General features: G+C 43.4%; 21 protein-coding genes. 17 read left to right on the plus strand and 4 right to left on the minus strand.

What is annotated here, in order from left to right; translation table 11 throughout:
- Positions 1 to 24 precede the first annotated feature (24 nt).
- The 5 genes from E5672_RS11860 to E5672_RS11880 are packed head-to-tail and all read left to right on the plus strand — an operon-like array spanning position 25 to position 4,741.
- Positions 25 to 1,659: an HsdM family class I SAM-dependent methyltransferase gene (locus E5672_RS11860; RefSeq protein WP_136782392.1), complete on the plus strand. Its 1,635-nt coding sequence runs from the start codon at positions 25 to 27 to the stop codon at positions 1,657 to 1,659.
- Positions 1,652 to 2,995: a restriction endonuclease subunit S gene (locus E5672_RS11865; RefSeq protein ID WP_136782393.1), complete on the plus strand. Its 1,344-nt coding sequence runs from the start codon at positions 1,652 to 1,654 to the stop codon at positions 2,993 to 2,995. The genes E5672_RS11860 and E5672_RS11865 overlap by 8 nt, the downstream gene beginning before the upstream one ends.
- A gap of 40 nt (positions 2,996 to 3,035) precedes the next feature.
- A complete protein-coding gene (locus E5672_RS11870) occupies positions 3,036 to 3,245 on the plus strand; it encodes a hypothetical protein (protein ID WP_136782394.1) in 210 nt (69 codons plus the stop codon).
- Positions 3,238 to 4,251, plus strand: coding sequence for a DNA-binding protein (locus E5672_RS11875; RefSeq protein WP_136782395.1), 1,014 nt, complete (start codon positions 3,238 to 3,240; stop codon positions 4,249 to 4,251). The genes E5672_RS11870 and E5672_RS11875 overlap by 8 nt, the downstream gene beginning before the upstream one ends.
- 16 nt (positions 4,252 to 4,267) lie before the next feature.
- Entirely contained in the window at positions 4,268 to 4,741 is a 474-nt protein-coding gene (locus E5672_RS11880; RefSeq protein WP_136782396.1) for a type II toxin-antitoxin system death-on-curing family toxin, read from the plus strand.
- A gap of 360 nt (positions 4,742 to 5,101) precedes the next feature.
- On the opposite strand, the gene gyrB is transcribed toward E5672_RS11880, so the two are convergent.
- The 4 genes from gyrB to dnaA all read right to left on the minus strand — a co-directional run bounded on the left by gyrB (position 5,102) and on the right by dnaA (position 11,545).
- On the minus strand, positions 5,102 to 7,522 hold the full coding sequence (gyrB, locus tag E5672_RS11885; RefSeq protein ID WP_101563204.1) for a DNA topoisomerase (ATP-hydrolyzing) subunit B: 2,421 nt from the start codon (positions 7,520 to 7,522) through the stop codon (positions 5,102 to 5,104).
- 8 nt (positions 7,523 to 7,530) lie between these two features.
- Positions 7,531 to 8,619, minus strand: coding sequence for a DNA replication/repair protein RecF (gene recF, locus E5672_RS11890; RefSeq protein ID WP_136782397.1), 1,089 nt, complete (start codon positions 8,617 to 8,619; stop codon positions 7,531 to 7,533).
- A gap of 125 nt (positions 8,620 to 8,744) precedes the next feature.
- A complete protein-coding gene (gene dnaN, locus E5672_RS11895) occupies positions 8,745 to 9,845 on the minus strand; it encodes a DNA polymerase III subunit beta (protein ID WP_136782398.1) in 1,101 nt (366 codons plus the stop codon).
- Between the two features lie 32 nt (positions 9,846 to 9,877).
- Positions 9,878 to 11,545, minus strand: coding sequence for a chromosomal replication initiator protein DnaA (gene dnaA / locus E5672_RS11900; RefSeq protein WP_136782399.1), 1,668 nt, complete (start codon positions 11,543 to 11,545; stop codon positions 9,878 to 9,880).
- 626 nt (positions 11,546 to 12,171) lie between these two features.
- On the opposite strand from dnaA, the gene rpmH reads away from it, so the two are divergent.
- The 12 genes from rpmH to E5672_RS11960 all read left to right on the plus strand — a co-directional run bounded on the left by rpmH (position 12,172) and on the right by E5672_RS11960 (position 23,170).
- Positions 12,172 to 12,306: a 50S ribosomal protein L34 gene (gene rpmH / locus E5672_RS11905; protein WP_014290886.1), complete on the plus strand. Its 135-nt coding sequence runs from the start codon at positions 12,172 to 12,174 to the stop codon at positions 12,304 to 12,306.
- A gap of 16 nt (positions 12,307 to 12,322) precedes the next feature.
- Positions 12,323 to 12,682, plus strand: a complete 360-nt coding sequence (rnpA, locus tag E5672_RS11910) for a ribonuclease P protein component (RefSeq protein WP_015000154.1) — start codon at positions 12,323 to 12,325, stop codon at positions 12,680 to 12,682.
- Positions 12,667 to 12,915: a membrane protein insertion efficiency factor YidD gene (yidD, locus tag E5672_RS11915; RefSeq protein WP_014951464.1), complete on the plus strand. Its 249-nt coding sequence runs from the start codon at positions 12,667 to 12,669 to the stop codon at positions 12,913 to 12,915. Before rnpA ends, yidD begins: the two co-directional genes overlap by 16 nt.
- Before the next feature lie 10 nt (positions 12,916 to 12,925).
- Complete coding sequence (gene yidC / locus E5672_RS11920) at positions 12,926 to 14,584, plus strand: membrane protein insertase YidC (protein WP_136782400.1); 1,659 nt, start codon at positions 12,926 to 12,928, stop codon at positions 14,582 to 14,584.
- A 64-nt stretch (positions 14,585 to 14,648) separates the two neighbouring features.
- A complete protein-coding gene (locus E5672_RS11925; RefSeq protein ID WP_014977844.1) occupies positions 14,649 to 15,131 on the plus strand; it encodes a YajQ family cyclic di-GMP-binding protein in 483 nt (160 codons plus the stop codon).
- A 2-nt stretch (positions 15,132 to 15,133) separates the two neighbouring features.
- Positions 15,134 to 16,522, plus strand: coding sequence for a tRNA uridine-5-carboxymethylaminomethyl(34) synthesis GTPase MnmE (mnmE, locus tag E5672_RS11930; RefSeq protein WP_136782401.1), 1,389 nt, complete (start codon positions 15,134 to 15,136; stop codon positions 16,520 to 16,522).
- Positions 16,523 to 16,619: 97 nt separating this feature from the next.
- Positions 16,620 to 17,057, plus strand: a complete 438-nt coding sequence (gene mioC, locus E5672_RS11935) for an FMN-binding protein MioC (RefSeq protein ID WP_136782402.1) — start codon at positions 16,620 to 16,622, stop codon at positions 17,055 to 17,057.
- A 27-nt stretch (positions 17,058 to 17,084) separates the two neighbouring features.
- The gene (locus tag E5672_RS11940; RefSeq protein ID WP_015000151.1) at positions 17,085 to 17,753 is read left to right on the plus strand and encodes a DnaT-like ssDNA-binding domain-containing protein; all 669 of its coding nucleotides are present in this window, start codon (positions 17,085 to 17,087) and stop codon (positions 17,751 to 17,753) included.
- Positions 17,754 to 17,759: 6 nt separating this feature from the next.
- Positions 17,760 to 18,587 carry an ATP-binding protein gene (locus E5672_RS11945; protein WP_014977842.1) on the plus strand — a complete coding sequence of 276 codons (828 nt, stop codon included), beginning with the start codon at positions 17,760 to 17,762 and terminating at the stop codon, positions 18,585 to 18,587.
- An 896-nt stretch (positions 18,588 to 19,483) separates the two neighbouring features.
- Positions 19,484 to 21,385: a tRNA uridine-5-carboxymethylaminomethyl(34) synthesis enzyme MnmG gene (gene mnmG, locus E5672_RS11950; protein WP_136782403.1), complete on the plus strand. Its 1,902-nt coding sequence runs from the start codon at positions 19,484 to 19,486 to the stop codon at positions 21,383 to 21,385.
- 319 nt (positions 21,386 to 21,704) lie between these two features.
- Complete coding sequence (gene rsmG / locus E5672_RS11955; RefSeq protein WP_015000148.1) at positions 21,705 to 22,340, plus strand: 16S rRNA (guanine(527)-N(7))-methyltransferase RsmG; 636 nt, start codon at positions 21,705 to 21,707, stop codon at positions 22,338 to 22,340.
- A 35-nt stretch (positions 22,341 to 22,375) separates the two neighbouring features.
- Positions 22,376 to 23,170 (plus strand): ParA family protein, encoded by a 795-nt coding sequence (locus tag E5672_RS11960; protein WP_014951455.1) that lies wholly within the window; start codon positions 22,376 to 22,378, stop codon positions 23,168 to 23,170.
- Positions 23,171 to 23,180: the final 10 nt, after the last annotated feature.

Raw genomic sequence — 23,180 nt, forward strand, 5'->3', positions numbered from 1 at the left:
AACTGATTAGGAAGTAATAACCAAATGGTTGAATTAGAATTTCAGCAAAAAACCAAAACCCTGATTGATAGCTTAAAAAGCATCTGTGCCAACTATGGTTTAGGTAACGACGGTAACGAATTTAAAATCATTACCCAAACGTTTTTGTATAAGTTTTTAAACGACAAATTTGCCTTTGAAGCTAAAAAGCTCGATGACAACATCTCCAAGGCGGACAAGTGGGAAGAAGCGCTGGCAGCCATGGGTGAAGACGACCTCGACATGCTGCAACTGCAAATGGGCGGGGATACCGCACGGCTAAAACCACAGCACTTTATCAGTTACCTGTTTAGCCAACAAAACGCGCCGGATTTTGCCAAACTATTTGATGACACCTTAATCGACATTGCCATCACTAATAACGATGTATTCGCTGTAAAAACCGATGGCGGAGCAAAAGTGGTGCTGTTCGACCGCGTTAGCCAATACATCGCTGACGATTCCAAACGCGATGCTTTTTGTCGCGCCATTATCAACAAACTGGTGGAGTTCAGCTTTGAGCGAATTTTCACGCAAAAATTCGACTTCTACGCCACCATTTTTGAATACCTGATCAAAGACTACAACAGCAACTCCGGCGGCAAATACGCCGAGTATTTTACCCCTCATGCGGTAGCACGCATTATGGCGGAAATTTTAGTGCCGAAAGAGCAACGTGGTATAGTACGTAACGTGGCCTGTTACGATCCATCGGCAGGTTCAGGTACCTTGTTAATGAACGTGGCGCACGCCATTGGTGAAAACCGCTGTAGCATTTACACCCAGGACATTTCACAAAAGTCATCCAATCTACTGCGATTAAACCTGATCTTAAATAATTTGGTGCACTCAATTCCGAATGTGATCCAAGGCAATACCGTGCAACACCCTTACCATAAAGACGGCAAAGAGTTAAAACGCTTTGATTACATTGTTTCTAACCCGCCGTTTAAGCTCGACTTCAGTGACTTTAGAGATGAGCTGGACAGCAAAGAAAATAAAGAACGCTTTTTTGCCGGTATTCCCAAAATCAAAGCCAAAGCTAAGGACAAGATGGAAATCTACCAATTGTTCTTGCAGCACATTATTGCTTCACTTAAACCGGGCGGTAAAGCCGCAGTCGTTGTGCCCACAGGTTTTATCACCGCACAATCCGGTATCGACAAAAAGATCCGTGAGCATTTGGTCAAAAACAAAATGCTGGCGGGCGTAGTTTCCATGCCATCAAATATCTTCGCCACCACAGGTACTAACGTATCTATTCTGTTTATCGACGCCAGCAACGATGGCGATGTGGTACTGGTGGACGCCTCAAACTTGGGCGAGAAAGTCAAAGACGGCAAAAACCAAAAAACTGTACTAACGCCAGCAGAAGAGCAACAAATTATTGATGTATTTAACGCTAAGGAAACGGTGGAGGACTTCTCCGTTGCCGTGAGTTATAGCGACATCGAAGCCAAAAATTACTCATTAAGTGCGGGCCAGTACTTCGACGTCAAAATCGAGTATGTGGATATTACCCCAGAGCAGTTTGCGGAAAAGATGCAGGTCTTTACCAGTAATTTAGATAGCTTGTTTAACCAATCGCGTGAATTAGGAGCGGAGATTAAAAAGCAGTTGGCGGGGTTGAAGTATGAGTAAAGTTCGATTCCAAGATATTGTAAAACAGAAAGATGGTTTTCTACGAGGGCCTTTTGGGGGTGATCTAAAAAAGGATATTTTTGTCGAGAAGTCGTGTGATACATATAAAGTATATGAGCAAGGTGTTGTGCTTAACAACGATGAAAGTATTGGTAGATACTACATCTCGAATGATTACTTTAAAAAGAAAATGTATAGATTTGAAGTAAAGCCAAAAGATTTTTTAGTTTCTTGTTCGGGAGTTAATTACGGTGCTATTCATCAACTTAGCGAGAACATAGAAAAAGGGGTGATTAACCAAGCTCTTCTCAGGATAAGATTAGATTCAGAAAAAGTTGACGATAACTATTTCTATTATTTATTTAAAGCGCTTATCGTAAACATGATTGTTGGAAAAAAGGGCGATTCTACTATCCCCAACTTTCCCCCTTTAAGTGTGATAAAAGCACTTGAATTTGAGTTGCCTGAAAAAGATTATCAGATACAGATTGGTAGATTACTAAGTCACTTAGACAAAAAAATCGAACTCAACAACCGTATCAACGCCGAACTGGAAACCATGGCCAAAACCCTGTACGACTACTGGTTTGTACAGTTCGACTTCCCCGACGACTCTCCACAAGGTCAGGGCAAACCCTACAAAACCGCCGGTGGAAAAATGGTCTACAACCCAACCCTAAAGCGGGAAATACCGCTGGGGTGGGAAGTTGATACTTTAGCAAGCTTGATAAAGTCAGACAAAACTGGAGATTGGGGGAAGGAAGAACCAGAAGGAAACTATACTCTTCAAGTTGATTGTATAAGAGGGGCGGATATCAATGGTTTGAATGGTAACGGCAAAATTAACGCGCCGAATCGATACATTCTTCAAAAAAATGACCATAAGCTCCTAGCTCCATTCGATTATGTAATCGAAATATCTGGCGGTAGTCCGACTCAGTCTACAGGGCGAATAGCTTATATAACTGATGATGTGTTGGATCGGTTTACCCATCCATTAATTTGCTCAAATTTTTGTAAAGCAATATCCCTGCGTAATAAAGACTTATTCTATTGTTTTGCTTACCTTTGGAACGACCTATATGACAATGGTGTATTGTTTGGATGGGAAGGGAAAACAAGCGGAATTAAAAACTTATTATTTGACTCATTTGTAACTAAGCACCAAGTACCTATTCCTCCGCTGGGTTTAGCTAAGCAATTTTTTGATTTCGTGGCTTCACTTGAACAACAGAAGCAAACTCTGCTTAAAGAAAATGTTAGGTTGGAGTCGCTCCGTGACTGGCTTCTCCCCATGCTAATGAACGGCCAAGTCACCGTTGGAGAGGCGAGCTAAATGTTTAAAATAACACCACACCGCTTAATCAGGAGGCAACATGAAATTTAACTTTGCACACTTGGGCGGTATTGATAACGGCACCGTTGAGCTGGGTGATTTAACAGTAATCTGCGGCCTTAATAATATGGGTAAAACCTATAGTAGCTATGCCATCTATGGATTATTGCGGCATTTTGAACAGTGGACTGATTTGTTGTTATTTCGAGAGGCTTTAACGAAATGGGCAAAAGGAGCTGTAAATGGCTAAGGACCTAACCGCATCATCCCATGACCGCCAAAATATCCTTAACAACCGCTACGCCCTGCAACAAGCCGAGCAGCACTTGGGTTTGGGTGGTGTGAACTTTGAAGGTGAGACCGTATTCACCAAAGCACAGGTGGTTGCCTTGTATGATGTAAGCGAGAGTACCATTGAGAAGTACCTTGTTAGCCATGCTGACGAGTTAAAAGTTAATGGTTACACCTTGCTTCGAGGGAAAAAGCTTAAAGAATTCAAAGAGTCACTTGATGGTACCGTAATTAATTATGGTACCAAAACGAGTGTATTGGGTGTGTTCAGTTTTCGTGCAGTGCTTAATATCGGCATGCTCCTAACCGAAAGTGAACCGGCTCGCATACTACGCTCGCGCCTGCTGGATATTGTCTTGGATGTAATGGCTGAGCGTGCTGGGGGTCACACCAAGTTTATTAATCAGCGTGATGAGAACTATCTTGTCTCTGCTCTGCAAGAAGAAAACCACCGCCGCCAGTTCACTGATGCTTTGGATAAGTATGTAGAGGTCAATAAATGGACTTATGCACGCTTTACGAACTTGATATACCAAAGCATTTTCCATGAAGACGCGACTGAATATAAAAAGGTGTTAAACCTAGCAACGAAAACCAACATCCGTGAGACGCTGTATTCAGAAGTACTTAATCTGATTGCCAGTTACGAATCAGGTATTGCTCATGAACTAGAGCAAGCCAGCAATAATTTAGGCCGTAAACTTTCGCAGAAAGAGGCGGAGAGCCTGTTTGCGAGTTTTGAAAGTCACCCTCTGTTCAAACCGCTGATTTTGGATGCCAGAACTAAAATGGCCAGCCGCGATTTGTGCTTCCGTGATGCCTTGCACGAAAAGCTGGAAGCTTATATTCAATCTGTACCCGAAGCTGACTTTGATCGTTTCTTGGGTGAGAAGAGCCGTTCTTTGGAAGAGCAATTGAGTGATCCGGAAACATTAGCTGTACTCAAACGCTTGAAAGATCGATAAGCAAAGGAATGTAGCTATGAGCGACTCTACAGAAACAGGCTTACAGTTCTTCTATTTCGATGTGGCGCATGCGATTAGCGTTCACGATTGGATTATAGAGCATTCTGGTGGGCTAGCTGGTACCAAGGATATTGGTCAGTTAGCAAGTCCTATAGAGCACATACAAAATGACTGGTATTATCCAGAAATGGAGGACAAGCTGACCCACTTGGTATTTTCCATTAATAAAAACCATGCTTTTAATGATGGCAATAAAAGATCATCGTTGGTGTTAGGCGCTTATTTTCTTGAATTAAACGGTTTTGATTATGTGGTAAAACGCTTTGCCAAAGAAATGGAAAACATCGTCGTATGGGTCGCTGACAATGTTGTGAGTAAAGCTCTGCTTCATCAAATCATTAGCTCTCTGATTTATGAAGATGAGTATTCAGAAGAGCTAAAACTAGCCATCGTGGAGGCTGCTGCACGATTGAATCAGGACTATCATTAAGCAGTTACTTCAAAGGTATGATATTTTTATTATTTGCTAAAAGTAGCGATTAAATAAAATCAATAAGTTACAGTCGTTAAAGTATGATACTTTTTTGTAAATCTACACCAGCGGCCATTCCAATTTTAGTAATCAGCGCGATGAAAATTATCTCGTTTCTGCGCTTCAAGAAAAAAACTACCGCCCAGTTATATAATTGCTTAGATTACTTAGCCTCGTAACTATATATCTATTTGTCTTTTCCTTGTTTATAAAAAAGGCGCATCGCAATGAGGCGCCCTTTTGCATTAATTATGAGAACTCATGGAAACGATGTGAGACAAATTGGAAACAATTATGAGATCCCACATAGTAAAAACTCTACACGTCTAAGTTTTCCACTTTAAGCGCGTTAGCTTCGATGAATTCTCTGCGAGGCTCAACTTGGTCACCCATCAATGTAGTGAACAGCTGGTCACAACCAATAGCATCTTCAATGGTAACTTGAAGCATACGGCGGCTTTCTGGGTCCATAGTAGTTTCCCATAATTGCTCTGGGTTCATCTCACCTAGTCCTTTATAGCGCTGAATGTATTGACCACGTTTTGCTTCATTCATTAACCATTCTAGGGCTTCTTTGAATGATTCAACTGGCTGTTTACGTTCACCACGCTGAATGTAAGCGTCTTTACCCATCATGTCATTGATAGCAAGATTCAGCTCTTTAAGGCGCTGGTATTCAGACGACTCGATAAACTCATGATCGATAATGTACTCATAATCGATACCATGCATACGCATGATGATTGTAATGTAGTACTCGCTAAGTTCAGCATCAGTGCGAATTTCATAACGGTACGTAGCGCCGTCGTTTTCGCGCTCTGTAAGCTGCTCTACGAAGTGTTTCGCAACGTGCTCTAGTGCAGACTCATCTTTAAGGTCTTCAAGGTTTAGCGTAGGCGTATAAAGCATTCTGTAAAGGATAGATGCAGGCATAAGACGTTTCATACGTGCAATCATCTTCTCTACCGATTGGTACTGCTTAACAAGGTTTTCTAGGCCTACACCACTAATACCTGGGTCTTCATCGCTAGTGTGCAAAGACGCACCGTCAATGGCAATTGATGTTAGGTAGTTAGTTAACGCATCGTCATCTTTAAGATACTGCTCTTGTTTACCCTTCTTCACTTTGTAAAGCGGTGGCTGTGCAATATATACATATCCACGCTCAATGATTTCAGGCATTTGACGATAGAAAAATGTGAGTAGCAGTGTACGAATGTGAGAACCATCTACGTCAGCATCGGTCATGATAATGATGCTGTGATAGCGTAGTTTTTCAGGGTCATACTCGTCACGACCAATACCACAACCTAGTGCAGTGATAAGCGTCGCAACTTCCTGCGAAGAAAGCATCTTATCGAAACGCGCTTTCTCAACGTTTAGTATTTTACCTTTAAGCGGAAGAATAGCTTGGTTTTTACGGTTACGACCCTGCTTAGCTGAACCGCCCGCAGAGTCACCCTCCACTATGTATAGTTCACTAAGTGCAGGATCTTTTTCCTGACAGTCAGCTAGCTTACCTGGTAGGCCAGCCAAATCTAGCGCACCTTTACGGCGTGTCATTTCACGGGCCTTTCGTGCAGCTTCACGAGCGCGAGCAGCATCAATAATCTTACCCGCAATGATTTTACTTTCTGCAGGGTTTTCTAATAAAAACTCTGCTAGCTTTTCATTCATTGCCGACTCAACTGCTGGACGAACTTCAGAAGATACAAGCTTATCTTTTGTCTGTGAGCTGAATTTCGGATCTGGTACTTTAACGGAAATAACCGCGGTTAGACCTTCACGCGCATCGTCACCACTGGCATTCGTTTTTGCCTTTTTGTTCAGGCCTTCCTTTTCCATGTAGTTATTCAATGTACGCGTCAACGCTCCACGGAAGCCGGCCAAGTGAGTACCACCATCGCGCTGAGGAATGTTGTTGGTGAAACAGAACACGTTCTCTTGGAAACTATCGTTCCATTGCATCGCTACTTCTACCGCAATACCGTCTTCTTGTTCACTGCTGAAATGAAACACTTTCTGGTGAACAGGTGTTTTCTTTTCATTTAGGTACTCAACGAACGCTTTGATACCACCTTCGTACATGAAGTGGTCTTCTTTTCCATCGCGTTCGTCTTTCAAGCGAATAGACACACCAGAGTTCAAAAATGATAGTTCACGAAGACGTTTAGCAAGAATATCGTAGTGGTAAAGCGTATCTGTGAAGGTGTCAGAACTTGGCCAGAAACGGATCATAGTTCCCGTTTTGTCAGTATCGCCAGTTACCGCTAGTGGCGCTTGTGGAACACCATGATGATATTCTTGTTCATGCGCTTTACCACCGCGACGAATACGAAGCTTCAGTCGGCTTGAAAGTGCGTTTACTACTGATACACCTACACCGTGCAAACCGCCCGATACTTTATAAGAGTTATCGTCGAACTTACCGCCGGCATGAAGAACCGTCATGATAACTTCAGCTGCAGACACCCCCTCTTCTGGGTGCAATTCAGTTGGTATACCACGTCCATCGTCAGACACAGATACTGAGCCATCGCTGTGAATGAGCACAGTAATCTCAGAACAATGTCCAGCAAGTGCTTCATCGATAGAGTTATCGACCACCTCGAAAACCATGTGGTGTAATCCGGTACCATCATCAGTATCACCGATATACATACCAGGACGCTTTCTTACGGCATCTAATCCTTTAAGTACTTTAATACTGGACGAGTCGTAGTTGTTCTCTGCTGACATACTAGCTTTTACTCCTCTTTCACGCTTCCATGTTCCACGTGAAACATTTTCTTTTCGTTGTATTTTTGTATAAAAGCGAGTTGCGTGGATTCTATTGCAGTAACGAATACCTGCGTATCCATTTTGAGCAACCCATCAATAAATTGTTCTCTTTTATCGGCATCTAACTCAGCGCCTACGTCATCAAGTAAAAATATACTTTTGCGCTGCGTTGCCGAGTTAAATAGCTTAGTTTGTGACATTTGAAGCGCTGCCACAGCCATTCTAAGCTGCCCTCTCGATAAAAGCTCTTGGGCATTTACCCCATTCACTTTAAGCCTTAAATCGGCTTTATGGGGCCCAGAAGACGTATATCCTATTTTACCATCATACTCGCGTTTTTTAACTAGGCTTTCTGATAAACCGACATCTTTTTCCCACCCTTTATAGTAACTTAATTCCACATCGAAGTTAGGAAGAAATTCTTGCGCATATTGTTTGAAGATTGGAGTAAGATTATCTACATATACTTGTCGGGTGGTTGTTAGAGACTCACCGAGTTCAGCAAACTGCGTCTCCCAATATTGGTTTTGAGGGGCACTCAAATTTGCTTGTTGTTTCAATAACGCATTTCTATGTTTTAGAAATTTACCATATTGATTCGCAAGCCATTGAAACTTATGTTCCACGTGAAACAATCCCCAATCACAAAATCGACGACGCTCTGAGGGCGAACCAATTATAAGGTCAGTGCTCTGCGGTGTGAAAAGTTGAAGAGGTACCAAACTAACTAAGTCTGCCAATTTATTTGAATGTTCGCCATTAATGCTACAGGTAAAAGTCTCATTTCGACTTCGTTGGAAACCTAGTTTTAACTCTTCCCCATCTTCGGTTTTGCATGAAGCAAAAACACTGAAGGTATCCTTTTCATTTTGAATTACTGAACTATGTTTATTTGTTCTAAAAGAGCGTCCAAAACCAAGGTAATAAAGTGCTTCAATCAACGAGGATTTTCCACTCCCGTTTACCCCTTTAATGATGGTTAAAGATGGAGAAGGAGAAAGTGATACGGAAGTAAGATTACGAAACTGTGTAATCTGGACGCGGTCCAGTTTCATGAGGTCACACTAATGAAAGAAAAGAAGCGATGAGTATAAATACTCATCGCTTCTTGAATTGATAATTTAAATAACAAAATAACGTGGATAATACGAGACGCTGCAAACACTTAATGTAGTAATGACTACAGTCGCATCGGCATAATTACGTATAAGGCGGCGTCATCTGCATCATCTTCGATAAGCGCACTGGCGTTTGAATCTGACAGGCTCACTTTAACACCATCAGACCCTAACGCATTTAATACGTCAATAAGATAGGCAACGTTAAAGCCTATCTCTAAATCGTCACCTTGATATTGAACATCAACGATTTCTTCTGCTTCTTCTTGCTCTGGGTTATTAGCCGTTATTTTAAGCTCACCAGAAGATAAGTTTAATCGTACACCTCTGAACTTTTCGTTAGATAGAATGGCCGCACGTGAAAATGCTTCTTTGAGTACAGCTTTACTCGCAATTATTTCCTTGTCACCATTTTGAGGTAACACACGGCGATAATCAGGAAACCTACCATCAACTAGCTTCGAGGTGAAAATAAAATCATTTGAAAATATACGAAGGTGATTAGCGCCAATTTGCACCTTAAGAGATTTATCATCTTCGCTAATAAGACGAGAAATTTCCAAAACGCCTTTACGAGGAATAATCACCTGACGAGATGGCAATGCTGTCTCATAATTTAAGCGACAAAGTGCAAGGCGATGGCCGTCAGTTGCTACGGTGCGAATAACATTCTCTTCTGTCTCAAGTGACATGCCATTTAAGTAGTAGCGCACATCTTGCTGAGCCATTGAGAAGCTTGTTGCATCGATAAGACGCTTTAGATCACTGCACGATAATTCAAACTCAACTTCGCCTTCCCAGTCTTCTAGATTTGGGTAGTCGTTGGCAGATAAAGTAGAAAGCGTATAACGACCTCGACCGGCACGAATAAGTGCTTTGCTGCCGTCTAACGAGAAATGAATATCTGTTCCTTCAGAAATACCGCGAATAATATCAAACAGCTTTTTAGCAGGAACGGTAATCTCACCTTCCGTGAACTCACCTTCTAATTTCACACTAGAAATTAGTTCCACCTCTAAATCTGTACCAGTAAGCCAAAGTGCGTCCTCACTTACTTTAATGAGAACATTAGAAAGAATTGGCAATGTATGTCTACGCTCTACAGCACCAGATACCAACTGTAGGGGTTGTAAAAATTGTTCGCGGCTTATAGTAAATTTCATCGCAGTGCTATCTCGCCTCTAAGGTCGTGGTGTTAGGAAGACAAAGTCCTAATGAGGTTCTTATAGTCCTCTTTTATATCATGACTTTCTTCTCTTAGCTGCTCTATTTTTCTACATGCGTGTAAAACGGTAGTATGGTCTCGACCACCAAACGCATTTCCTAACTCAGGTAAACTGTGATTGGTAAGCTCTTTGGCCAATGCCATCGCGACTTGGCGAGGGCGCGCCACACTACGGCTACGTCGTTTAGACAAAATATCAGCCACTTTTATCTTATAATAATCTGCGACAGTTTTCTGAATATTATCAACGGTTACCAATTTTTCTTGAAGCGCCAAGAGGTCTCGAAGGGCTTCACGGACAAAATCAATGGTAATAGGACGACCAGTAAAGTTAGCGTTAGCAATAACACGGTTAAGAGCGCCCTCAAGCTCACGTACATTTGAACGCAAGCGTTTAGCGATAAAGAACGCCACTTCATTAGGTAAGTGAATCCGGTTCTCTGCCGCTTTGCGCATTAAAATAGCAACTCGAGTCTCAAGTTCAGGTGGCTCGATAGCGATGGTTAAACCCCAACCAAAGCGCGACTTTAATCGATCCTCTACCCCATCAATTTCTTTAGGATATCTATCAGAAGTAAGGATGATTTGTTGGTTACCTTCAAGGAGCGCATTGAACGTATGGAAGAACTCTTCTTGTGAACGCTCTTTATTCGCAAAGAATTGGATGTCATCGATAAGTAGTGCATCAACACTGCGATAAAAGCGCTTGAAGTCTTCTATAGCGTTATTTTGCAATGCCTTAACCATATCCTGTACAAAGCGCTCTGAATGCATGTACACAATTTTAGCGTCACCGTTATTAGCTACGATGCCATTACCCACTGCGTGTAATAAGTGAGTTTTACCTAAACCTGTCCCACCATAAATAAACAGCGGGTTATAAGAGCCACCAGGGTTATTTGCTACCTGAGTAGCAGCAGCACGGGCAAGCTGGTTAGATTTACCTTCAACAAAATTATCGAACTGATAAGTCGGGTTAATATTGCTTTTGTGCTTCATCGCTTCAGGGATCGGTATCACTTTAGGCGGCGTTGATGATCGCGGACTTTGATTACCATAATGATTATGATCATTGCGATCTCTATTCTGCGAAAATTGCCCATGATGATCATTATGCTGCGTATAAGACGATGACATCTTAGTCTGCGCATTATAATTTCCCTGATCGCGACTATTAGCGTCAGTCGGAAAATGATCACTTTGAGATAAAGAAGACTGATTTAATGAAGGCTGGGCCTGGCCATTACCATTTAATGGTCGCGGCGAACCGTAGCTTGCATTACTTCCCTGAAATACTGAGTCAGTAGAAGGTGAACTACTGCTATGATTGCCATTGTTGTTCCGACTAGGTGCTGACGTTGACGTATTTCCAGCAGCAGGTTGAGAACGATTTACGCTGTGGCGGCTCATTACTTCTAAACGCAACTGAGGGGCATCATTACCAGCGAATTCTTTCAATAACCCAGTGATGTTATTGAGGTATTTATCTCTCACCCAGTCTAAAACAAAACGATTTGGAGCATATAAAGCTACGACACCATCCTGCTCTTCACAAACAAGCGGTCGTATCCACATACTAAATTGCTGCGTCGGTAATTCTTGACGCAATCTTTCAAGGCATTGGTTCCACAAGGACATGGTACGTAGTTAGCTCCCGTAACTCGCTAAGAAAACCAACTCCAGAAAAGCCAAGCGTAGAAAAGCAGGCACTAAAAAGCGCCATTAGAAGAAAAATAGCGTTGGAAGTGTTGGGTAGCAGCGAGAAATTAAGTTATCGTTTTAATCGCTGTGGATTATCTTACGTTATCAACAAAATGTAAATGGCGATCCAGATCGATCTTTTCGATCAGATATTTAACACACTGATTTTAAACAACCTTTCTTTTAGATCAAAACAAACTATTGCAAGAAAAATTCATTCTAAATTTGTACTAAAAAACCGCTAGATCACCTTGCAATTTGAAGCTTACCCTGCGTTTTTCACAAACCATTGTGGATAACCTAACCAAACTTTATGCGTTATTCACAGACGATTTGTACAAAAACAGCGTTATCGATTAAGCAATCGGTTAAAAAAAGCAAAAATTGTTCACTTATTCATCCGAAAAGCGAGAATATGCATTGACAGCACGCCCCGAGATCTCTAGAATTCAGCGTCCTTTTTCGATGGGCTTTTCTGGTGAAAACACCACATTGTTCTGGCAACAGTATAATGTGTTACCAAAAACGCCTATGTTTAACTAAATATAAGTGAGACTTTGGTCATGAAAAGAACATTTCAACCGAGCAATCTAAAGCGCAAGCGTTCTCACGGTTTTCGTGCTCGTATGGCGACTAAAAATGGTCGTAAAGTACTAGCAGCTCGCCGTGCAAAAGGCCGCGCTCGTCTTTCAGCTTAATTAGAAAGACGCCAAAGTGGGCGAGAATAATTTTTCAAGGGAGTTACGTCTGTTAACTCCCACCCACTTTACCTATGTGTTTGATAACGCAACCCCTGCTGTATCCCCTTCTTTTACTGTTCTAGCCAGAAAAAATACACTCTCTACTCCTCGTTTAGGCATTACGCTTGCGAAAAAACGTATCCGTAAAGCTCACGATAGAAATCGTTTGAAACGATTAGTCAGAGAAAGTTTTAGGCATAAACAGCACAACTTACCCAATGTCGATATTATCGTAATTGGCAAGTCAGGAGCTGACAACCTTAGCAACCAAGAAGTTTTCGCTACATTGGACAAGCTATGGAAAAAATTAAACAAGCGTTGCGGCAACTCTTAATTGCAGTGCCTTTGGCCTTGATAAAATTCTATCAATGGTTCATTTCTCCTATGTTAGGGCAACGATGTCGTTTCCATCCTTCTTGTTCTTGGTATGCTATAGACGCATTAAAAACGCACGGATTAGTAAAAGGCGGTTGGTTATCTATTAAACGCATATTAAAATGCCACCCTTTGCATGCCGGCGGATATGATCCAGTGCCGGAAAAACAACAAGATAAACACTCAAAATAAAGAGACCTCTATGGAATCGCAACGTAGTTTTCTGATAATTGGCCTTGCGCTAGTTAGCTTTTTGCTTTGGCAATCATGGCAAAAAGATTATGGGCCACAGCCAGTTGTGCCTATTGAGCAACAACAAACGCAAGAGACATCACAAGGCGTACCGTCATTTAATGACAATGGCAGCGAAGATGTACCAAGTAGTGATAGCGTACCTGCTGCACAACCTGTCGCAGCGGCGCAAAGCTCTAACCGCATTATTGAAGTAAAAACCGATACGCTTGATTTACGCATCGATTTGCTAGGCGGCGATGTAGTATCAGCAGACTTACTTAAGTTTCCAGTAGAACAAGGTTCTGACATTCCTTATAGCCTACTTCGCTCTGGCAACGGTCTTTATGTGGCGCAAAGTGGCCTTATCGGCGCTCAAGGTCCAGATGCCAGCAGCAGTGGCCGCCCTGTTTATAATGCGCAAAGTGAATTTTATGAAATGACTGGCGACACTCTTGTTATTCCTCTTACGTGGAAAAACAACCAAGGATTGTCGATTACTAAAACTTTCACTTTCACTAAAGGTCAGTACGACGTAAACGTTAGCTATAACGTTGAAAATGGCACCGGCAGCGCAGCAACGGTTCAGCCGTATGCGCAGCTTAAGCAAGTGATGGAGTTTGAAGACGACAGCAACATGTTTATGCCAACGTACCGTGGTGCCGCTTACTCAACGGAAGATGACCGTTATCAAAAGTACTCGTTTGACGAGATAGAAGATGAAGCCCTTCGCGAAACAACGAAAGCGGGTTGGGTTGGCATGCTTGAACATTATTTTGTGTCAGCATGGGTACCTTCACAAGAGCAAACGAACACGCTTTATTCTCGTAACCTGAAAAATCAGTACGCGGTAATTGGTGTATTATCGCCCTCTGAGAGCGTAGCGCCTGGTGAAACCAAAACCCTTGCGTCTACCCTTTATATGGGTCCTAAAGATCAAGAAAGCCTAGCGAAGATTGCGCGCGGCCTAGACCTAACAGTGGATTACGGTATTCTTTTCTGGATTTCACAGCCGCTATTCGCCCTTCTTACATTCCTTCATAGCCTAGTTAATAACTGGGGTGTGGCAATTATCCTTATCACTATTGTAGTGAAAGGCGCCATGTACTGGCTAACTAAGAAGCAATACGAATCAATGGCACGTATGCGCAACTTAGCACCTAAGATGCAGCAGCTAAAAGACCGTTTTGGCGATGACAGACAAAAAATGTCTCAAGCTATGATGGAGCTTTACCGCAAAGAGAAAGTAAACCCTATGGGCGGTTGCTTACCTCTTCTTCTGCAAATGCCAATCTTCCTTGCGCTTTATTGGGTACTAATGGAAAGTGTTGAACTACGCCATGCAGACTTTGTGCTTTGGATCACTGACCTGTCTACAAAAGACCCATACTTTGTGCTGCCAATTCTAACTGGCGCAAGTATGTATCTATTGCAAAAACTTCAGCCAACCACCATTACTGATCCAATGCAGCAGAAAATCATGCAATGGATGCCGGTAGCAATGAGTGTATTCTTCCTGTGGTTCCCTGCAGGTCTGGTACTATACTGGCTAGTTAGTAACGTGATTACCTTGGTTCAAGCCAAAATGATTTATGCTTCAATGGAGAAGCGGGGCATCAGCAGTAAATAGCACGCTGATCAATGAATTATACAGCCCGCCTATGCGGGCTGTTTTGTCTTAAGAGGAATAACCTGTGCCATCATTTGATATTGTTTCTGAAATCAACATGGAAGAAGTACGCAACGCCACTGAAAACGCAAGCCGCGAGCTATCAACGCGTTTCGACTTCCGCGGTATTGACGCGAGCTTTGAGTACAAAGATAAAACCGTGGTCATGAAGGCCGAAGCTGAATTCCAACTTCAGCAAATGGAAAGCATGTTTAGAACGGCGATGTCTAAACGTAACGTCGACACTTCATCTATGGATGTTAAACCCTACGATGCCCATGGAAGAACTTACCGTCAGACCATCACCTTTAAAGAAGGTATTGAACAGCCGATGGCGAAGAAGATTGTGAAGCTGGTGAAAGACGCCAAAATCAAAGTGCAAACGGCTATTCAAGGCGAAGAACTTCGCGTAACAGGTAAAAAGCGTGATGATTTGCAGCAAGTGATTTCGCTGGTTAAAGAGTCGAACTTAGGCCAACCTTTCCAATTTAAAAACTTCCGCGACTAATTATGGAATCACTCACCCTTTCTACCGACACTATTACCGCACAAGCGACAGCGCCCGGTCGTGGCGGCGTAGGTATTGTACGTGTTTCAGGTCCTAAGGCTAAAGCTATCGCAGAGGCGTTAGTACCAAGCGCACTAACACCACGTCTTGCGACCTATACGCCGTTTGTTGATGCTAACAACATCGTAATAGACCAGGGCATAGCACTGTTTTTTAAAGGGCCTAATTCATTTACCGGTGAAGATGTACTTGAACTGCAGGGCCATGGCGGTCAAGTTGTCATGGACATGCTGATTGATGCCGTACTTGCAACGGGCCATGCCCGGCTTGCCAATCCAGGTGAATTCAGTGAACAGGCCTTTTTAAATGATAAGTTAGACCTTGCTCAAGCAGAGGCGATTGCTGACTTGATTGATGCAAGCTCTAAACAGGCAGCCAAAAGTGCGTTGCGCTCGCTACAGGGTGAGTTTTCTACACAAATTAAAACGTTATCTGACCAAATCGTGCATCTTCGTATGTACGTAGAGGCGGCCATCGATTTTCCTGAAGAAGAAATTGATTTCTTATCTGATGGGAAAGTATCAGGTGACTTAAGCGCAATTATGCAAAGCTTAACCAAAGTGCGCGAACAGGCTAAACAAGGCACCTTGTTGCGCGAAGGTATGCAGGTGGTGATTGCGGGGAGACCTAACGCCGGTAAATCGAGCTTATTAAACGCCCTAGCAGGACGAGATAGCGCCATTGTTACTGATATCGCTGGTACCACGCGAGACGTGCTTAAAGAGCATATACACATTGATGGTATGCCGGTGCACATTATCGACACTGCTGGACTTCGAGAAAGCCCAGATAAAGTGGAACAAATTGGTATTGAGCGCGCGTGGCAAGCTATCAATGAAGCTGACCATGTGTTATTTGTTGTGGACTCTACCGCAACCGCTGTTATCGACCCTTATGAAATATGGCCAGAATTTATGGCCCGATTGCCACAAGGCATTCCCGTTACCGTAGTTCGCAACAAGGCCGACCTTAGTACCTTAGATATTGGACAAAGCACGGTTGCCACCGAGCAAGGTGATATCTCAGTCATTAATCTATCAGCCAAAGAAGGTAGCGGCGTCGACACGCTAAAAGCACATCTGGCCAAAACCATGGGCTTTGACACTACAACGGAAGGTCAATTTATTGCGCGCAGACGACATATAGATGCACTCGACCAAGCCTACAGTTATGTAAGCACAGGCGAGCAACAACTGCATGACGCTATGGCAGGTGAATTACTCGCTGAAGAATTGCGCTTGGCTCACCAGGCACTATGTGAGATAACCGGTGAATTCACGTCAGACGATCTACTTGGTAAGATTTTTTCATCGTTCTGTATTGGTAAGTAGCGCAACCAATAAAGTTACAAGTAAGATGGTGAATAACGTAACGGATAAGCCGCACTTACGTTAAGACGACAATCGTAAATAGAGAAGCAACCCAATAATGAGCAAGCATTTTGAAATCATCGTTGGCACCATGTTAGGCGCCGCAGAATACGTGGCAGATGCCATTGCAGAAAAACTTGATGCGAGCGGGCACACCCACACTATTCACGCTGAACCAAATTTGGATGAAATTAAAACAGAATCAACGTGGGTCGTGTGCACATCAACACATGGTGCGGGTGAATTGCCTGACAACATCCAGCCATTTGCAAAGCAGTTAGAGGGCGCAGATTTAAGCGCAGTAAACGCCTACGTTATTGGGCTAGGTGACACCAGTTACGACACCTTTTGTTTCGGCGCAAAAGAAATGGAAAAACGTATTAAAAATGCAGGTGGTACGTTAATCACTGATGCCCTTTACATCGATGTGCTTGAACACCCTATCCCTGAAGATGCCGCCGTGGAATGGTTTTACGAAAAGCTGGCCAATGCTTAAAAAGCGCTTTCACGTGGAACCGATGCGATGAACAGCAACCTTACCCAAGCTGAACTGGCAGCATTGCAATCTCCCCTATCTAACGATTGCCGGGTGCTTTATTTACTTGGGCTTCGAACAGGTGCAAATTCAGCAACGACATCGTCAGCGCCTATTGATTATAAGCAATTATTGAACTTGCTAAACGGCGACAGCAAAGACGAACCTTATCAGCGCGGTCGTCAAATCAATAGCTTGGTGAAGCAGCTTGAACAAGTAGGTTTGGTTGCTCTGCCTCTTGAACTTGATCTTGAGCATACAATCAACGGGAAAACCCTACTTCTTCCGCTTCTAAGCGAGCCACAGTCAGACTTCGACCAACTACACGCCCGTCATAGCGCCATGACCCCTAACTGGACGCCCAATAAGGCGTTGTTTGAAGAAATGGCCTCGCTACTTGGTATTATCGATAAAACATTTGATGACAACGAAGTGGGTGAATTCATTGCCTATTGGTTGGGAAGACCAAGTTCAGTGTTTAGCGAATTTCAATGGACACAAAAGTTTGCCAACAATATCAAGCGTAAGCGTCTCGCTTCAGGCTACGCCCCAACAAAAGTGGTGGGAACGCAACAAGTGAAAGTTGCAGCCGGCATAGAAGCAGATGATAATGCTAGAAAGCTGGTGGAAAAGTATGCCGCAACTAAAAAGAGTTAATTCGTTATGGATCGTATAACCGACAAAATTGCTAATTTAGCGAGAGCGCTCAACAAAGACGTCGATCCCAATCGTGAATACATCGACTATAAAACGCTGCGCAAGCAGTACGAGGCGAAAGCGAACGAAGAAGTATCACAACTACAGCAGCGCAGTAAAAAAGCCCGTGTAGAAGCTATTCATGGCCGTTCTGATCTGAATCCTAAATGGACCTTCGCCAACTTAGTCGAAGACAGTGACGATGTGATTGAAGCCGTATCAATTGCTCAGTCTTTCATAGCTGCCCATGACGACCCTGCATGGCGTCAAAGCGGCTCGCATATGATGTTGTTTTACGGCGATTACGGACGTGGTAAATCTCATATCGCTGGCGCCATAGCCCATCAGCTTATAGAGCAGTACGAAATCTCAGTGCTTTATCGTCAACTGTCTACACTGCTTGAAATGCGCAATTTCTCCTTTGATTTTGGGGCTTCAGACAACGCAGGTCAGCGTTTCAGGGAGATCAATCAGGAACTGCTAGACGTCGATCTGCTTATTCTTGATGAAGTGTGTGTAAACGAAAGCGTGTTAAAGAAGAATGCACAAAGCTGGTTCGGTAACCTGCTAAGACAACGCTTGGTAAACAAGAAAAACTGTATTTTGATCACCAATCACAATTTAGCCGAACTTGAAAATGCCCTTGGTCCCTATTGTTTTGAATCGATTAAAGAGTACGACACCTATAAGGTTAGGTTCCAAGGCCCAAGCCGCCGCGAAGGCTTAACCATTGAGCAAGAAGACATGCAGGGCTCTGTTGCACAGCCGCGCTATCAACCCAACCAGGTGCGCTAATAGCACCTGGTTTCCTCTGTCCTGTTATATTGCTCTTTCTTCTATTAGATTTCCCTTCCCTAATCCTTATTCTCCTCGCTCGTTGTACTAAGAGTCCGCAAATCAAATAGCTTGCTGCTCTCGCTTTTTCCGCTAAAACCATATTGGTTCAACTCATTGATACACTCAAAGGGTTCTTTTAGTAACCCCTTTAACTCATCTTAAAGCCTCATTTCTTTGTAACAAAAGTGACTGTAGTTTGTTCAGCTGCTAACTTTCTCGTCTAAAAAATGAAGTAATTTGAAAAAAATAATTTTGTTGCACATAAAAAAGTGAAGTTTTTATTGGCGCTGAAAAATGCGATCACGCGATCTAATCACAGCTTTTGGAAAAGATCTCCTCCACAATGTGATCACGCTATAACGCACGTAACTACACGATCTTTTGATCGCGATACATAAATAGCAAACATTTTATCCCCAGTTGGATCACATCTTGATCACCCCTGTGGATAGGATCCTACAAACCACTGTGCATAAGCTTTGATCGAAAAAAGAATAACTTTTCAAACGATTCGGGGTGTGGATAAAAAGGCTATTTATACACAAGTTTGAGGTAGGGTTATGGATCGGGGTTTCCCAATGTTATTGATCGCGTAACTTGATGATCTTTATGTGCTTTGATCGGTTACCCACAGATCTTGATGATCCTAATAAAAGTAAAAATAAACAGATCTAAAAGAGATCTTAAGATCTTATAATTCGATCACACCTTTTCAAAAACAGGTTTTGAAGAAAATTTAATCATTTTCTTTATCCAATAAGTCAGATAAAATACGCGCCCTTTTTTCGGCAGTCTCTGCATGAGAAAAATTAGTTTTTAATCGGCTTATCGTAAGTTAATAGTGAGGTTTAACCATGTTTTATGCTGAAGCATTTGATGTCATCGTTGTAGGTGGTGGACATGCAGGTACAGAAGCGGCACTTGCAGCTGCTCGCATGGGTGCCAATACACTGTTGCTCACTCATAATATTGAAACGATAGGCCAGATGTCGTGTAACCCTGCAATTGGCGGGATCGGTAAAGGCCATCTTGTAAAAGAGATCGATGCGTTAGGTGGTGCAATGGCACTGGCTATCGACAAAGGTGGTATTCAGTTTAGAACATTAAACTCGTCTAAAGGCCCAGCTGTTCGTGCAACACGTGCGCAAGCAGACCGTACGCTTTACAAAAACGCTATTCGCGACATTGTTGAAAATCAAGAAAACCTAACCTTGTTCCAACAAAGCGTTGACGATCTGATTGTTGAAAACGATCAGGTATGCGGTGTTGTTACGCAAATGGGCTTGAAGTTTAAAGCCAAGTCTGTGGTACTGACAGTGGGTACTTTCCTTGGCGGAACCATACACATTGGTCTTGAAAACTATCGCGGCGGTCGTGCCGGCGATCCACCGTCTATCGCACTTGCAGATAGACTACGTGCACTTCCGTTTCGTGTTGACCGTTTAAAAACTGGGACACCAGCAAGACTTGATGCTCGCTCGTTAGATTTTTCTGTAATGCAGCCTCAACCTGGTGACAATCCTACGCCGGTATTCTCTTTCATGGGTGACAGAACCATGCACCCAACCCAGATCCCGTGCTACATCACCCACACTAATGAAAAAACCCACGATATCATTCGCGGAGGGTTAGATCGCTCACCTATGTTTACTGGCGTTATCGAAGGTATTGGACCGCGTTATTGCCCAAGTATTGAAGATAAGATCACCCGTTTCGCAGACAAGACATCGCATCAAATTTTTGTTGAGCCAGAAGGTTTAAACAGCATTGAAGTTTATCCAAATGGTATTTCAACCAGTTTGCCATTTGACGTACAGATGAACCTTGTCCGTTCGATCAAAGGTTTTGAAAATGCGCACATTGTTCGCCCGGGCTATGCCATTGAATATGATTTCTTTGACCCACGCGATCTGAAACAAACACTGGAAACGAAGTTTATTCGAGGCTTGTTCTTTGCTGGCCAGATTAACGGTACCACTGGCTATGAAGAAGCGGGTGCGCAAGGGTTAGTAGCAGGCGCGAACGCAGCGCTACAGGTTCAAGAAAAAGACCCGATGATTTTACGCCGCGATCAGGCATACATGGGCGTGCTTATCGACGACTTAGCCACCATGGGTACGAAAGAACCGTATCGCATGTTCACTAGCCGTGCTGAATACAGACTTCTGCTTCGTGAAGACAATGCCGATAGCCGCTTAACCGCGATGGGCCGAGAGATTGGTCTTGTTGATGATGCGCGATGGGCGAAATTTAACGAAAAGATGGAAGCGGTAGAAAGTGAGCTACAGCGTTTACGCGGTCAGTGGATCCACCCTGATCACGCGGCAACGCCAGAACTCAATACCATGCTGAAAAATCCGGTGAGTCGTGAACATTCTCTTGAAGAGCTGATCCGTCGTCCTGAAATGACTTACGGCCGGTTAATGGAAATTGAAAGTGTTGGCCCAGGTCTTGAAGATCCGATTGCTGCAGAGCAAGTAGAAATTCAAATTAAGTACGCCGGCTACATTGCCCGTCAAATGGATGAAATCGCGAAAACGCAGCGACACGAAAATACTTTGTTGCCGGTTGATATGGACTTCAGCAAAATTTCTGGCCTGTCGAACGAGGTTGTAGCCAAGTTAACCGAAGCCAGACCGGAAACTATTGGTAAAGCGTCGCGTATTTCGGGCATTACCCCGGCGGCCATCTCTTTACTGCTGGTTTACCTTAAAAAACACGGCATGTTGCGCAAGCAAGAGAAAATTAGTGCGTAAAACACGCGCTTAAATCAACGCATTACTCGCAGCGCTTAGTTTTTCCTATTTATTCGCGTATTATGATAATCATAATCGCTTAAACTATGCGAAAACTAGAAAAACTCGGCGCTTTTCACACCGTCCCATTACACCAATTTACGTTCGTTGTGCGGCTTTGATGAATTAAGGTGCATTTTTCAAGCGCACCTGTATCGAGCATGAAAGAGCTGCATTAACAAACGGCTGCAAATGAGCGGCAAATCACGATTCGCCGCGCGTGTTTATGGTATGGACTGTGTAGAGCAAAAAACATTAACGCGAACAGACAGATTTTTCGATGACGATACAGCAAGAATTGCACACCATTTTGGTGTCTGGACTCGATGCCCTTTCACTAGATTTAAGTGATAAGCAACAGCAGCAGCTAGTTGACTATGTGCTGCTTATGGACAAATGGAATAAGGCGTACAACCTTACCTCTGTGCGCGATCCTAAGCAAATGATGGTGAAACACATTCTAGACTCGCTGGCTATTGTGCCCTTTCTTGATGGTGACAATATCATTGATGTTGGTACTGGCCCTGGCCTTCCTGGTATGCCATTAGCTATCGCATTTCCGGATAAATCTTTTACACTGCTTGATTCGCTAGGCAAACGTGTACGGTTTATGACCCAATGTGTGCATACCCTTGGATTAACTAACGTAACCCCAGTGCAAAGCCGCGTTGAAGAGCACAATGGCGATACGCCTTACGATATTGTGTTAAGCCGAGCTTTCGCTTCACTAAAAGATATGTTGCACTGGTGTCAGCATCTGGTAGATTCAGAAGGTCAGTTTTTGGCGCTTAAAGGTCAGTTTCCACAAGATGAAATAGACGAAGTGAGTGATCACTTCCATGTGAGCAAAACGGAAAACCTCACTGTGCCAAATTTGGTAGGCGAACGACATCTGGTTTGGCTAAAAAAGAAATAGCCAAAAAATAGACATAGACGAGAACAGGATCAAACGTGGCTAAGGTAATCGCGATCGCGAATCAAAAAGGTGGTGTTGGAAAAACAACCACCGCAGTTAACGTGGCAGCGTCAATGGCAGCAACTAAACGCAAAGTGTTGCTGATTGATCTCGATCCACAGGGTAATGCAACCATGGGAAGCGGCGTTGATAAATACGACGTTGAATCTACCGCATTTGAATTGTTGATTGAAGAAAAGCCAATTAACGATGTTATCGTTAAAGCGACAAGCGGCAAGTACGACCTCATCGCAGCGAACGGTGACGTGACCGCGGCAGAAATTAAGCTGATGGAAATGTTTGCCCGAGAAGTAAGGCTTCGCAACGCGTTGAAGCCTGTCATGGATTACTACGATTTTGTCTTTATCGACTGCCCGCCTTCACTTAACCAGCTAACAGTGAACGCCTTAGCTGCAGCTGATTCAGTGATGGTACCTATGCAGTGCGAATATTATGCGCTAGAAGGCCTCACTGCTCTTATGGATACCATTCAAAAACTGGCATCTGTAGTGAATCCAGAATTGAAGATCGAAGGCGTATTGCGTACTATGTACGACCCGCGCAACCGCCTTGCTAACGACGTTTCAGAACAATTGAAGCGCCATTTTGGTGAACAAGTTTATCGGACGGTTATTCCGCGTAACGTTCGCCTAGCTGAAGCGCCAAGCTTCGGTACGCCAGCGATGTATTATGATAAATCATCGACAGGCGCTAAAGCCTACCTGGCACTGGCGGGTGAAATACTGCGTCGTAGGGATAAAACAACGCCTGCACAGGCAAAAGCAAGTTAAACGACAATAA

Source organism: Alteromonas portus (assembly GCF_005117025.1).
Taxonomy (GTDB): domain Bacteria; phylum Pseudomonadota; class Gammaproteobacteria; order Enterobacterales; family Alteromonadaceae; genus Alteromonas; species Alteromonas portus.

What these genes read in the sequence shown, in the direction of transcription:
- E5672_RS11940 (WP_015000151.1), top strand. Translation starts at nt 17,085, where the DNA reads ATGAACAGCAACCTTACCCAAGCTGAACTGGCAGCATTGCAATCTCCC.
- mnmG (WP_136782403.1), top strand. Translation starts at nt 19,484, where the DNA reads ATGTTTTATGCTGAAGCATTTGATGTCATCGTTGTAGGTGGTGGACAT.
- E5672_RS11880 (WP_136782396.1), top strand. Translation starts at nt 4,268, where the DNA reads ATGAGCGACTCTACAGAAACAGGCTTACAGTTCTTCTATTTCGATGTG.
- E5672_RS11945 (WP_014977842.1), top strand. Translation starts at nt 17,760, where the DNA reads ATGGATCGTATAACCGACAAAATTGCTAATTTAGCGAGAGCGCTCAAC.
- dnaA (WP_136782399.1), bottom strand. Translation starts at nt 11,545, where the DNA reads ATGTCCTTGTGGAACCAATGCCTTGAAAGATTGCGTCAAGAATTACCG.
- E5672_RS11875 (WP_136782395.1), top strand. Translation starts at nt 3,238, where the DNA reads ATGGCTAAGGACCTAACCGCATCATCCCATGACCGCCAAAATATCCTT.
- mioC (WP_136782402.1), top strand. Translation starts at nt 16,620, where the DNA reads ATGAGCAAGCATTTTGAAATCATCGTTGGCACCATGTTAGGCGCCGCA.
- E5672_RS11860 (WP_136782392.1), top strand. Translation starts at nt 25, where the DNA reads ATGGTTGAATTAGAATTTCAGCAAAAAACCAAAACCCTGATTGATAGC.
- dnaN (WP_136782398.1), bottom strand. Translation starts at nt 9,845, where the DNA reads ATGAAATTTACTATAAGCCGCGAACAATTTTTACAACCCCTACAGTTG.
- rsmG (WP_015000148.1), top strand. Translation starts at nt 21,705, where the DNA reads ATGACGATACAGCAAGAATTGCACACCATTTTGGTGTCTGGACTCGAT.
- E5672_RS11870 (WP_136782394.1), top strand. Translation starts at nt 3,036, where the DNA reads ATGAAATTTAACTTTGCACACTTGGGCGGTATTGATAACGGCACCGTT.
- E5672_RS11865 (WP_136782393.1), top strand. Translation starts at nt 1,652, where the DNA reads ATGAGTAAAGTTCGATTCCAAGATATTGTAAAACAGAAAGATGGTTTT.
- rpmH (WP_014290886.1), top strand. Translation starts at nt 12,172, where the DNA reads ATGAAAAGAACATTTCAACCGAGCAATCTAAAGCGCAAGCGTTCTCAC.
- yidC (WP_136782400.1), top strand. Translation starts at nt 12,926, where the DNA reads ATGGAATCGCAACGTAGTTTTCTGATAATTGGCCTTGCGCTAGTTAGC.
- gyrB (WP_101563204.1), bottom strand. Translation starts at nt 7,522, where the DNA reads ATGTCAGCAGAGAACAACTACGACTCGTCCAGTATTAAAGTACTTAAA.
- recF (WP_136782397.1), bottom strand. Translation starts at nt 8,619, where the DNA reads ATGAAACTGGACCGCGTCCAGATTACACAGTTTCGTAATCTTACTTCC.
- mnmE (WP_136782401.1), top strand. Translation starts at nt 15,134, where the DNA reads ATGGAATCACTCACCCTTTCTACCGACACTATTACCGCACAAGCGACA.